This is a genomic window from Neobacillus rhizophilus (assembly GCF_018343535.1).
Classification (GTDB): Bacteria; Bacillota; Bacilli; order Bacillales; family Cytobacillaceae; genus Neobacillus; species Neobacillus rhizophilus.
The window spans coordinates 702,612-715,350 of the sequence record NZ_JAGYPF010000001.1; the positions used below are offsets into that span (position 1 = coordinate 702,612).

At 39.9% G+C, this 12,739-nt stretch carries 11 protein-coding genes; 5 read left to right on the plus strand and 6 right to left on the minus strand.

Annotated elements, in window-relative coordinates:
- The first annotated feature begins 96 nt into the window (after positions 1 to 96).
- Positions 97 to 558, plus strand: a complete 462-nt coding sequence (locus tag KHA99_RS03375) for a MarR family winged helix-turn-helix transcriptional regulator (protein ID WP_213116007.1) — start codon at positions 97 to 99, stop codon at positions 556 to 558.
- A 3-nt stretch (positions 559 to 561) separates the two neighbouring features.
- Positions 562 to 3,699: an MMPL family transporter gene (locus KHA99_RS03380; RefSeq protein ID WP_213116008.1), complete on the plus strand. Its 3,138-nt coding sequence runs from the start codon at positions 562 to 564 to the stop codon at positions 3,697 to 3,699.
- Between the two features lie 56 nt (positions 3,700 to 3,755).
- Here KHA99_RS03380 and KHA99_RS03385 read toward each other — a convergent pair whose 3' ends face one another.
- The gene (locus tag KHA99_RS03385; protein WP_213116009.1) at positions 3,756 to 4,268 is read right to left on the minus strand and encodes a CBO0543 family protein; all 513 of its coding nucleotides are present in this window, start codon (positions 4,266 to 4,268) and stop codon (positions 3,756 to 3,758) included.
- Between the two features lie 201 nt (positions 4,269 to 4,469).
- On the opposite strand from KHA99_RS03385, the gene KHA99_RS31315 reads away from it, so the two are divergent.
- The gene (locus KHA99_RS31315; RefSeq protein ID WP_213116010.1) at positions 4,470 to 6,023 is read left to right on the plus strand and encodes a TerD family protein; all 1,554 of its coding nucleotides are present in this window, start codon (positions 4,470 to 4,472) and stop codon (positions 6,021 to 6,023) included.
- Positions 6,024 to 6,071: 48 nt separating this feature from the next.
- Here KHA99_RS31315 and selB read toward each other — a convergent pair whose 3' ends face one another.
- Both selB and coaW read right to left on the minus strand, forming a co-directional pair.
- Positions 6,072 to 7,958, minus strand: a complete 1,887-nt coding sequence (selB, locus tag KHA99_RS03395) for a selenocysteine-specific translation elongation factor (RefSeq protein ID WP_213116011.1) — start codon at positions 7,956 to 7,958, stop codon at positions 6,072 to 6,074.
- A gap of 448 nt (positions 7,959 to 8,406) precedes the next feature.
- Complete coding sequence (gene coaW, locus KHA99_RS03400) at positions 8,407 to 9,213, minus strand: type II pantothenate kinase (protein WP_213116012.1); 807 nt, start codon at positions 9,211 to 9,213, stop codon at positions 8,407 to 8,409.
- Positions 9,214 to 9,313: 100 nt separating this feature from the next.
- Here coaW and KHA99_RS03405 point away from each other — a divergent pair, with 100 nt between their 5' ends.
- The gene (locus KHA99_RS03405) at positions 9,314 to 9,787 is read left to right on the plus strand and encodes a GNAT family N-acetyltransferase (protein WP_213116013.1); all 474 of its coding nucleotides are present in this window, start codon (positions 9,314 to 9,316) and stop codon (positions 9,785 to 9,787) included.
- A gap of 40 nt (positions 9,788 to 9,827) precedes the next feature.
- Here the strand turns inward: KHA99_RS03405 and KHA99_RS03410 are convergent, their stop codons facing one another.
- The 3 genes from KHA99_RS03410 to KHA99_RS03420 are packed head-to-tail and all read right to left on the minus strand — an operon-like array spanning position 9,828 to position 11,597.
- Complete coding sequence (locus tag KHA99_RS03410; protein WP_213116014.1) at positions 9,828 to 10,283, minus strand: GNAT family N-acetyltransferase; 456 nt, start codon at positions 10,281 to 10,283, stop codon at positions 9,828 to 9,830.
- 55 nt (positions 10,284 to 10,338) lie between these two features.
- The gene (locus KHA99_RS03415; protein ID WP_213116888.1) at positions 10,339 to 10,917 is read right to left on the minus strand and encodes a histidine phosphatase family protein; all 579 of its coding nucleotides are present in this window, start codon (positions 10,915 to 10,917) and stop codon (positions 10,339 to 10,341) included.
- 8 nt (positions 10,918 to 10,925) lie between these two features.
- Entirely contained in the window at positions 10,926 to 11,597 is a 672-nt protein-coding gene (locus KHA99_RS03420; RefSeq protein WP_213116015.1) for an HAD family hydrolase, read from the minus strand.
- Between the two features lie 189 nt (positions 11,598 to 11,786).
- Between KHA99_RS03420 and liaG the strand changes: the two genes are divergently transcribed.
- Positions 11,787 to 12,647, plus strand: a complete 861-nt coding sequence (gene liaG / locus KHA99_RS03425) for a LiaG family protein (protein WP_213116016.1) — start codon at positions 11,787 to 11,789, stop codon at positions 12,645 to 12,647.
- The last annotated feature ends 92 nt before the right edge of the window (positions 12,648 to 12,739 follow it).

The window sequence follows — 12,739 nt, forward strand, 5'->3', positions numbered from 1 at the left end:
TCCTAATTGACACAATATTTACTTTGTTATATAGTTTAACAGGTGAATAGTTCAATAGATTAACTATTTTCCAAAAAGTAATGGGGTGAAAGCAAAATGGATAACAACACAATCCAGGATTTAATTGACCGCTATGTTAACATTTCCTTTCAGGTACATAAAAAAGCGGAAGCCTTAATTAAAAATCAACTTGGGAACGAATTGACCAATGACCAGCACTACATCTTAAGGTATATCCACCAGACTGGAGAATGTACGTCAACGGAATTGGCTGAAGTTTTTCAGGTAAATAAAAGTGCAATAACAGCCATCATAAATCGAATGACAGATAGAGGATTGATACAACGAACTAGGGATGAAAAAGATCGCAGAGTGGTTTATTTAACACCTACACAAGAAGGCGTCGAACTGTTTCAAAGTGCCCAGGAAAAAGTCCATCAATTGGTTGAATCTATCATTACCCAGTTCGATGAAACCGAAATCACAACTTTTATAAACACGTATGAAAAATTAGCACAAATTTTAGACAACAAGAAACAGGAAGAACTGGGGGAATAACAAGTGAGAGCCATCATTAAGGGAAAATGGTTTATCTTAATCGCTTGGATTGCTGTCATTGCTGCTCTTTTTATGGCAGCACCAAACATGGAAAATCTCGTTCGGGAGAAAGGACAAATTTCCGTTCCAGAAGGTTACTCCTCCACCCTTGCCGAAAAAATTCTCAAGGATGTTCAGTCGAGTGAAAATAAGGGCAATTCCCTGCAAACGGCGCTTGTCTTCCATAGTGAAAAAAAATTAACGAAGGACGACTTCGCTGATGCTGAAAAAGCTGTCAAAGAACTAGAAAAAAATAAAGAGACGCTCGGAATCACCGAAATCCTCACCCATTTCACTCAAGAGGAACTAAAGGACCAGCTGGTTTCAAAGGACGGCAAAACAATTCTAGTCTCCATTAAAGTTACATCGAACGATAGAGAAGCAAAAAAAATTGTCAAAGAATTAAATAAAGCGATTGATGATGTCAAACTTGAACATTACTATACAGGCGGCTGGGTGATTGGCGAGGACCTCGTCACAAACTCTCAGGAAGGATTGAAAAAAACCGAAGGCATAACGGTAGTTTTCATTTTAGCAGTGCTGCTGCTTGTCTTTAGATCAGTAGTGGCCCCAATTATTCCTTTGATAACGGTAGGATTTAGCTATCTGACAGCTCAATCCATTGTTGCTATTTTAGTAGATAAAGTGAACTTTCCCTTATCAACCTTTACACAGATTTTCTTGGTTGCCGTCCTCTTCGGGATTGGAACGGATTATTGCATCCTGCTCTTAAGCCGCTTTAAAGAGGAATTGTCTTCGGGTGAAAATGTAATAGAGGCCATCATTAAAACATATAAAACAGCTGGAAAAACGGTCTTTTTTAGCGGAGTCGCTGTTTTAATCGGATTTGCTTCGATAGGTTTATCAACCTTCCAACTATACAAATCCGCCGCTGCTGTAGCAGTTGGAGTTGCCATTTTATTAATCGCGCTCATCACGGTGGTGCCATTTTTCATGACAGTCCTTGGGAAAAAATTGTTTTGGCCAGCTAAGGGGAAGCTTGAACACGGCGATAGTAAGATATGGGGTGTAATGGGGAACTTTGCACTAAAACGCCCATTGATTGCTTTTATTCTTGTTGCCATTATCGCAATACCTTTCCTATTCACGTATAAGGACCAATTGTCATTTAATTCGCTTGAAGAAATCAGCGATGATTATCCATCTATTAAGGGGTTTAATCTAATCGCGGATTCATTCGGTCCTGGTGAATCCATGCCGACACAAATTGTCATAAAAAATGACGATAAAATGAACACCACAGAATATTTGTCGATTACCGAAAAAATCAGCCAAGAACTCAAAAAAGTCAATGATGTCAAAACCGTCCGTTCTGTCACCCGCCCGACCGGCAAACCAATGGACGATTTTTATATTTCCAAGCAGGTGGCAAGCCTTGAGGACGGGCTTGGCAAAGGAAATGACGGGATTAAACAAATCAGCGGCGGACTCTCTGAAGCAAGCAGCCAGATGGCAGCTAATCAACCAAAAATGGAGCAGGCAACAGCAGGGATCAGCCAATTAATCTCTGGCACGAATGAAATCAAAACGAATCTGGCCAAAGTTCAAAGCGGCCTTTCAGATATCGAAACAGGACTTAAACAAGGTTCTTTAGGTTCAACACAAATAAAAGAAGGCTTAACCCAAATCAAAATTAATTCTCAAAAAGCTTTAGATGGAAGCAAACAAATACTTGCGGGCTATCAACAAACAGAAAGTGGGCTGGGCACCCTATTAAGCAATTATCAAAAAACGGCCGCTGGGTTGGAATTACTAAGCTGCAGCCTTAATTTGCAAGCTAATTTTAATCAGTTGGAAACAGATTATCCGATTGTCCAGAATAGTCAAGACTACCAAACTATTAAGGCGACAATTGAAGGCATTCCAGGTAAGCCAGATGCCCCTGGGGCCTATGTGGCGGCACAGCAGCTAGCTGCAGGCATGAATCAACTTAACGCAGGCCTTAAAGAAGTAGAAAACGGTCTTAATACGGCCAATAGCGAATTTGCAAAATTAATTGCTGGCCAAGAACAGCTTGTTAAAGGAATGGAACAGCTCATCCCGGGTATTGAAGCACTTGAGTCCGGACTATATCAAATGGAAGACGGTCAGGGTCAAATCGTCGCAAATATGCCGAAATTTACCGACGGTCTGAATAGCATCAATGATGGCCAGCAGGGACTTCTGTCCGGGTTTGAAAATATCGGCAGCCAAATTAACCAGCTTTCTGACGGGTTAAATCAAAGCTCCGATGGATTAAATCAAGTCTCAAATGGACTGGCAAGTGCCCAAGATTACTTGGCCGATGTATCTAAGCAGCCGCGAAATGGTTTTTATATCCCTCAGAATGTTTTGGATAGCAATGATTTTGCGAAAGTGCTGAATGCCTATATGTCAAAGGATCGCAAGGTCATGACAATTGATGTTGTCTTTAATAAGAATCCATACTCTAATGAGGCGATAAACAGAATACCAGTCATAAAAGATGCTGTAAAACGTGCTGTTAAAGACACAAAGCTTGAAAATGCAAATGTTGCTATTGGAGGTGTATCAAGCATGCACCATGATTTGGATACCATTTCCAAAGGCGACTATTCCAGAACCGTTATTTTAATGCTTGCAGGAATCGGTATTATCTTGATCATCCTGCTCCGTTCATTGATAATGCCAATTTACCTAATCGGCTCTTTGGTCTTAACCTACTATACATCAATGTCAATCTCTGAATATATTTTTGTAAACTGGCTAGGTTACACAGGCATCAGCTGGGCTGTACCATTCTTTGCCTTTGTTATTCTCGTTGCGCTTGGAATTGACTACAGTATTTTCTTAATGGACCGCTTTAACGAGTACCGTGATTTACCTGTTGAAAAAGCCATTCTTGAATCAATGAAGAAGATGGGAACAGTCATCATCTCAGCGGCCGTCATCTTAGGCGGAACGTTCGCGGCGATGATGCCTTCCGGTGTTTTATCATTACTAGAAATTGCTACGATTCTATTAATTGGTCTTGCTTTATATGCCCTAGTGGTTCTTCCGCTGTTTGTACCAGTTATGGTGCGCACCTTTGGAGAAGCCAACTGGTGGCCATTTAGAAAATGATGCCAATACTATCAAACGAACGAAAAAGCACGCTCAAGCCCAGCGTGCTATCTTTATTATTTCATTTTATCTAAGCTGACATCGAAAACAAAAATTAAGAAGAAGCTGAAGATCACAGAAATAAATAATGCGAGCAGTGGTTTGGAGTAATGAATTCTCAGTACTAGGAACATGACAATAACAAATATGCCTGACCAAAATAAATTCCAATTATGATGATAAGTGATCGCCCCTAATTTTATTGACAGATATTCAAGCACAAGGAACATCACTACATAAAAGCAGGTATACATTACTTGAATCGATAATTTTTTCCTAAAAGGGTATTTTGATAAAAAAATCCATGTAGACAAGGGCATTCCTATTAATATAAGTAACATCATCGGAATGATGGCTGCCGGCAATCCATTCGGTTCCATCTGCCAAAGCTGGTATTTATAGCAAATAATTTCGTATAATGCATTCCCCAGTGAGGAAAATAAAATGGTGGGATAATATTGTTTCCAATCCCTATCTGCCAATTTAAAGGCAGCAATTATCCATAGAATCGAATAGATAATGGCAATCATAAAATCTCTCCTTCAGATTTTATAATCCTAGTAAATGTAAATTTTTATCCCCCTCAAAATTTTTCTTCATGACATCCTTTGTATTTCAAAATGAAACTTTTTTGGGCTTGGTCCGTAAATATAATTATGGTCTTGTATTAGGAATTTTCCCCCTATTAGAAAATAGAGATAAAAAGAGTGAAATAATAAGGAGTGAAAAATGTGGGTGTTAAATTAAGCAAAGGTCAAAAAGTGGATTTAACAAAGTCCCATCCCGGCCTTCAAAAAGTTGTTGTGGGATTGGGTTGGAATATCAATCAAAACGGTTCGAATTTTGATTTGGATGCATCCGCTTTTTTATTAGGTCCATCAGGAAAAGTGCAAAGCGATCAGGATTTTGTTTTTTACAATAATCCATCCGGAGGGAATGGAGCCATTATTTATAGCGGCGATAATCGGATTGGCTCCGGCGATAAAGACGACGAACAAATACGAATTGATTTAAACCGGGTACCGGCTCACATCCACCGTATCGCCTTTACCATTACGATTCATGATGCCCAGGCGAAGCGGCAAAATTTCGGACAAGTATCTGATTCCTATGTTCGAATATTTAATGAGGAAAACAATGAAGAATTATTGAGGTTTGATCTAGGCAGGGATTTTACAGTTGAAACCGCGATTGTCGCAGCGGAGATATATCGTCATAACGGAGAATGGAAATTTAATGCCATTGCCAGCGGATTTCAAGGCGGATTAGCTGCCCTTTGTGGAAATTTTGGGGTAACTGTTGATGATGCCCCTGTCAATTCGTCCTATTCTGCTCCGGTTCAGCAGTCTGACCGCCAGCCTGGAAATTCATTTCAACCTAGCTCACCAAATCAGTTCACGGGAAATCCTTTTCAAAGTCAAAGCAATAATTCCTATCAAACGCAGTCCTTTTCCCCGCAGAACGGGAGCCAAAATTATAATAATTATGATCCGTATCGCCAAAGTCAAAATCAATATGATCCATATCCGCAAAGCCAAAATACAACCCAACAGCCGATCCATCTTCAGCCGGATTCTGCGAACCGACAGCCTGCTTTTGGCTTTCCGTCTCAAACATTCCCATCTTCAACAAACTCACGGTCTACATATGGGGGCGATGATATCGTTTGCCCACGTTGTCATTCTTCAAATGTACGTACCGGTAAAAAAGGGTTTGGTTTGGGCAAAGCGGCAATTGGTGGTTTAATTTTAGGTCCTGTTGGCTTACTTGGCGGGTTTATTGGACATAACCAATTAAAATTTACCTGCAATAGCTGCGGTAGTAATTGGTCCCCTTCTCAAACAGACTACGCGGAATGGGCAAACACGCAAAAAAGACGAGCCCAGGAATTATTTAATCGTTACAAGAGTCAGGATGTATTGGATGCAGTCGTTGCGGCATGTGCTTTGGTTGCCATGGCAGACGGCTACTTGGATGCTTCTGAACGGCAAAAGATGGTCGATTTTGTTAATCAAAGCGAGGAATTGCGGGTATTTGATACTACCAAAGTTATTCAAAGATTCAACTTTTTCGTTTCCAGGATAGAAAATGATCGAATGCTTGGCCGTGCCGAAGCATTCCGGGCGCTTGGAAGAATTCGTACAAAACCGGAAATTGCCCGCTTGGTCGCCCGCTATTGCATTGCCATTGGCTATGCTGATGGGAACTTTGATCATAATGAAAAGCAGATGGTCGTTGATATCTGCCACGAACTTGGGTTAAACCCAGCTGAGTTTTTATCATAAGAATGAAAAAAAGCCTCTGCACTTTGGGATTTTGGCAGAGGCTTTTGACTATTTATTTTTCCAAACTCGCTTATTTTCGACTCGTTTTGTATAACCTTTTGCATCCAGCTTTTCCAAGAACGGAATCATGTACTTGCGCGAAAGTTCAAGGACCTCTTTCGCTTCTCCCACTTCAAATTCGAGCCCCGTAGCGGATTGAAGTTGATAAACGGCTTCTTTAAAAACATCTCCATGATAAGCAAACTGATCATCGAGCAACACAATCAACTCTTGGTCTTCTAGGAATCTTCGTAAATCCCCTTCCAGAGTATCCGGAATGCCTGCAGCCGATAAATAGTCTTTTAAATAACGAACTTTTAACTCATCTTTTTTCAATTCAGCGAGCAGATTTTCCGTCCGTTTTGCCCAGTTTTTTGGAACATGCGGTGAAAACTCAGCCAGCCAGACAAACTGTTCTCTCCGGTAAAATACCTTTTTAGAGATCGCATTTTCTACAACATAATCAAGAAGAGACTTCGAGAATTTCTTTTGCATCGATTGCAGGATTTCAGCTTTATTGATACCTTGCTTCATTGAATTTTGTTGATGGAAATCCTGCAGTCTGTCATAAATATCTTCCTCGATAGACTGGATTAACTGTTGTAATGTATATTCCTTTCCATTAAAAAGAACAAATTCATCATTCTGGAGATGCTCTGATAAGGTTTCTTCGTCAAGGGCAGTCCGTTTAATTAATTCTGGTAATGTCAGACTTTTCGCTTCCAACAAAGCGGCTGTTATTCGTTCTTTAGGAGTGCCGACTTTTTTCTTCTCCAGTTCCCCAATCGTTTGTTCTCCAAAACGATATTTATTTCCTCTAGGATCGATTACCCAGCCGCCGCCAATCGTTTCGGTCGGGCTAGGCCGTCTTAATATGAAACGATCGCCGCGTTTGGTCAGGATTTCTTCCTCAAGTCTTAACTGGCAAAGGATTTCTCCGTTCTCTTCTTTGATTTCATTTCGGTCAAAAAAGACAATCCGTCCCATTACTTCAGCTGTCCCAATATGCAGTTTAATCGGCATCCGCTGCTTGATTAAATGCTCTAATTCCTCCACAACACGAATGGCGACATCTATTATTCTGGTTACAATAAAATGCTCCGAGGAAACAAGAACTTCACCGCGTTCCAAATCTTCCTTTGAGACTCCTGACAAGTTAATTGCTGCACGTTGTCCGGCGTAGGCTTTTGGGGAAGGTTTGTGATGAACTTGAATCTGCCGGGCCCGGACCTCCAGCCCTTTAGGCATGACTTTTAAAGCCTGCCCCTCTTCCACCGTGCCTTCATAAACCGTGCCGCGGACAACTGTCCCCTGCCCTTTCACAGTAAACACCTGGTCAATCGGCAGACGAAACGCGCCTTTGGCATCGCGCATCTCTTGTTCCTTGAGCTTTTTAATGATTAGCTGTTTTATTTCTTCAATTCCCTTTTTGGATAAACTGTCAATTAAAACAAATGGTGCAGCCTCAAATACAGTGCCTTGCAGTTCTGCTAGGATATCATCCTTTACAAGTTCAATGAATTCTTCGTCAACTCGATCTATTTTTGTAATAGCAATGATCCCGTTTTTGACACCGAGAAATTTTAAGATCTCGAGATGTTCTTTCGTTTGCGGCATGACGCCCTCATCGGCTGCCACAACTAGCACTACTAGGTCAATACCGGCAACTCCGGCAATCATTTGCCGTATAAAACGTTCATGCCCTGGGACATCGATAACGGAAATCTGGATTTCCTCATCTTCATATAATGGAGCAAATCCGAGTTCAATCGAGATTTGCCGCTCTTTTTCTTCTTTTAATCGATCTGTATCAACATTGGTCAGAGCCTTCGTTAGGGATGTTTTTCCATGGTCAATATGCCCCGCCATTCCAATCGTAAAATATCTTTTTTCCAAGCTTGCCACCTTCTTTACCGGTCTTCTTCTCTACTGTAGCCTTTATAGGGGGATTGTTCAAGCGAACATTATGGGACAATTATTTTTTGGTTTTTTCTAGCAAGTTTTTTGATGAAGGACTTTTTCATAAGTCTCTTTGTTGATTTTGTCCTTCATTAAGCCTATGAGGGACATTTCCCTCTTTCTCAGAGCTGGTTTTGTCCTTCATTGGGCTTATGAAGGACATTTTCCTCTTTCTATTGATCGATTTTGTCCTTCATCGTGCTTATGAAGGACGTTTTCGTCTTTCTAATGATTGATTTTGTCCTTCATCACGCTTATGAAGGACATTTTCCTCTTTCTCAAAGCCGATTTTGTCCTTCATTAGGCTAATGAAGGACATTTTCCTCTTGTCCCGTGTCAATTTAGACTTCATCATCAATTTAATAATTTCAATAGCTGCCCCGATTTAAATTGATAGTAATGCCCCAACCGCACCACAGTACTCCCCATTTTTTAAAAACATTGACTGTAATCCAAGCATCTTCATATAGGTCTCAAGAGACTCTGTCAAAAACGGATTTCCTATCAATGAACTCCCGATGAACACGATTTGTTTCACCTGATGTATGGCTGCAGCCTGTACCGTTAATAGCATAATCGTCTCGGCGATCATATTAGTTAAAGCAGCCATCCTGTCTGCACCGGAATGCTTAACATTCAAACCTTTCGCAAAATTAGCCGCGGTAAGGTCACCGTTAATTGGAGGCTCGTCAGACTCATAAATATCTTTCACAAGTAAATCAAGATTTTCTTTCTGTCCCTTGACTGCCATTTCGGTTAAATGCTGAAAGCCCGACTCATTCGTAAGAATCGTGCCAAGTCCCATAAATGTTCCACCACCAACCCCACTACCGAGTATACGTTCATAACTTTCTCCATCTACCAAATGCCAGGAAGTTCCTGTCCCTACGTTGACAATGATATATGGATCCGGCGTTTTCTTTCCCTCTTCAAGTAAAAATAGTCTGACCCCTTCACAGGTTGCCTGAAACTCAGGAACAATCGTGCCGTTTGGGAAAAATTTTTCCTGCACTATATGAGCCTTTCCGCCTGTTAAAGCAGCCATTACATTCGGGGCAACCGCTTTTAACCAGGAAAAAGCGGACTCTAATTCACCGATTGGATATTTTTTATAATGCATTACATCACGTTCTTGAAAAGCAATTTTTATTAGAGAACCGCCTGCATCGATTCCCACCTTTTGTGCCGTCAATCCCATCACCCCTTCAAGAATTACAATTATTAATTCATTTTAAAAGGATATTGACCCGCCATGTCAAATCCTATATGTATCAAAACTAGGAGGACCGAAAATGATTACTCTTGTGAAGGTTTTAAAGAAAGAAGAACAAATCCTGCATAATCTCATGCAATTTTACATTTACGAATTCAGCCAATTTATACCTGCTATCACTTTGGAGGAAAATGGCGCTTATAAGCCCTTTGATTTAACGCCATATTGGAGCAGTCCCAGCCATCATCCCTTTTTTATAAAAAAAGATGAAGAATTCATAGGCTTTGCTTTAGTAGAAAGTGCCACAGAATCGGAACCAAATACAATTCTAGAATTCTTTATCATTCGCAAATATTCAGGGAACGGCTTTGGAAAATTAGCCGCAAATGATATTTTCACTCTTTTCCCTGGGAAGTGGCGAGTCACTCAAATCGAGAAGAACGAACCGGCCAAGGCTTTTTGGAGGAGTACCATTTCAAAGTTCACTGGAGGTAAATTCAACGAAACTACTGATGAAAGAAGATGCACTATACAAGAGTTCGTAACGGTTTGATAAAGGGTGCCTTTTAGACACCCCTCCTTAAATTCTTCTGTTATGGTCTTGTTTTTTCAAAATGACTAATGAAAAAGCCTGGTGCTGCCTCCATATCCTCCACCAATTTGAAGCCATTTTTTTGATATAAATTTTTGGCAGGTTGATTGTCCTTACCAGTGGAAACCTTAAATACCTGTATATTCTGGTCAATGTCCTCAACAGCATTTAAAAGTTTCTCGGCAATTCCCTTTCTGAAGTGTTTAGGGTCGACTACCATTCGGCAAATCGTCAGTTCTTTGCCTTCTGTTTCAAAAGAAACTGCTCCAGTAAGTTCCCCCATTTCAAAAAAGCCTAGAAAAGATTCACCAGAAATCAGAAATTCCTCAAAGCTCTCCTTTAGAGGCGGGATATCATCAAAGCCTACTATTCTAGCTTCCACTAGATAAGCGGACCTTTGCAGGTTATATAAGTCATTCGCTAGACTTAAATTTTTCATGTCTATTATTTGTATCATAAAGTTTATTCCTTTTAGTAATTTTCTTTTTATTTCAGCATAAACTATCGACCGACTATTCATTATGAGAAAGATGTTCAACCCGATTATAAGCTTTAATTATCCAACCATTTTCCTCAAAATGAATATCATTAAAACAAGCGTTATCAATCCGCGATTTTCCGTAGCCTAATTCCCCATTAGACAAATGGGCGAGAATGGCATTAATGACTGCCCCGTGGGCGACTAGCAGAACGTTTTTATCCTCGTAGTTGTGTTTGATTTTTTCCAACCCTCCCATTAGACGTTGAATCAGTGCATCAGCACTTTCTTGATTGGTATAATTCCTCTCAGGGAAGGCCACCCTTATTTCCTCAATGGTCATTCCTTCTGCGTCCCCAAAAGATTTTTCCTTAAAATCGTCCATTACAACTAAAGGAACATTTATATAAGTATTGATGATTTCTGCTGTCTTTTTTGCTCTTTGCAGTGGGCTGGTTATGATCACGTCCCACTGCGAGTTTTTAAGGAATTCGCCGCTTTCCTCGGCTTGCTTTACACCCTTCGCATTTAATGGGATATCCGATCTTCCTTGAAGTCGTCCAATCGCGTTCCAATCAGTTTCCCCGTGTCGTACGATGCAAATCTTCGTAATGTTAATCCTCACCTTTCATTATTTATGTTATCAATGATAATTGGAATCTCAAGCAAATCCTCGATCATATAATCTGTTTCAACTTCATTCAATTGAGTGTCTTTTTTCCAAATTGCTTTCATTCCAAGGTTTCGGGCAGCTTGGACATCGTTCTCGGGATGGTCTCCAACATAAATGCTTTCTTGAGGGAGAACTTTCAGCTTACGTAAAGCTCTGTAAAATATTTCGGGGTCTGGCTTTTTAATCCCTTCCCATTCGGAAATAAGAATCGTATCAAAAAACTTTTCAATACCTAAGGCTCGAATATTATCTAGTTGAAACTGGCCCTTGCCATTCGTAATAATTCCGAGTTTGATTCGCCTCTTCTTTAATACTTCTAGCATACTAATTATGTTTGGAAATGGCACACAGTGATTCTTAAAATTCCCCAAATAATCTTCGAGCAATAATTCCCATTTTATATTATTTATATATAGTTCAGAAATCAATTCCTTATACACTCGGTCCTTCCAAACATAGTCGCGGCTATCCAATTCTATGAATCTAGATATGTAAATTTCTTTTGGAATATGGCCCGTCCATTTTTTGAAGCGCTCATATTGGTTTCCGATAAATTTTTGAACTGAGGCATCTCGGTCCAACATTGTTCCGTCCAAATCAAATAATAACGCCTTTATCATGGTTTGTCCCCCCTTACTCTAGATTACCTGAAACCACCGCTAAAGACATCAGAACATCCACTGAAAGAATTTTTTTATCAAATACACCTCAAGTCTTAGGTAAAAATAAATCCCTGGTACATCGTGGAAAATCAAAGAATTTCTTATGCTATATATAGAAGATGTATGAGGGAAAAGGGGATGAATTTAATGAAGAGAATTTTAATACTACTATTGGTTATAACCGGCTTATATATTGTTTTTAACCAATCCTACACATTCGATGTATTTGGTTCAGGTAAAAATAATGGGCAAGTTGACATTACCGATGATACGAAGGTAATCAAGATAGATGTTGGCAGTGTCAAGACAACCATTATTCCTGAAGACAGGCAAGATTTAAAGGCAGTTTATGAAGGTAAACAAAAGCTGACTGTTAAAGAAAATGGGGATGCTGTAGAGGTTTCGCTAAAGAGTAAATGGTTTACATGGTTCAATTGGGGTAATAACAAAAGCAATCTAAAAATCTACATTCCGCAGGATTACGATAGAGATATGACCATTGATCTTGGATCAGGATATTTAACTTTTTCCGGGGAATCCAAAACTAAACCAATGCATTTACAAAAATTAACTGTTGATATTGGATCTGGATACATGAAGCTTAACAATCTTGATGTGAAAGAGCTTTATCAGGATGTATCATCAGGTAAAGTAGACATCCATACTGTTAAAGCTGATAAAGGTATATTTGATCTCAGTTCTGGAGTTCTCGACATTAAGCATTATTCTGGTGCATTAGCAGCCGATGTCAGCTCGGGGAAGCTTGCGGTTCAAGTTGATGAATTAACGGATTCCGTTAAAATGGATGTCAGCTCAGGATTAGTTAATCTTGACCTGCCGGATGATGCTGATTTTAAATTAGATGCCGGGTTTAACAGCGGCGTGATTAAATGCGACTTGCCATTGAAAGAAAAGGTCCAGGATAAAGACAGCATCAATGGTACACATGGGTCTGGAAAGCATGCTGTTGATCTTGATGTATCAAGCGGGATCATTCATATATATTAATCACACTATAAATATGGTTTCCTAGCATTCTAAAAAAAGCGGCGCTTATTAATGATAAAGGATTCACTTTAGAGGTGCATGACCTTGTTTCG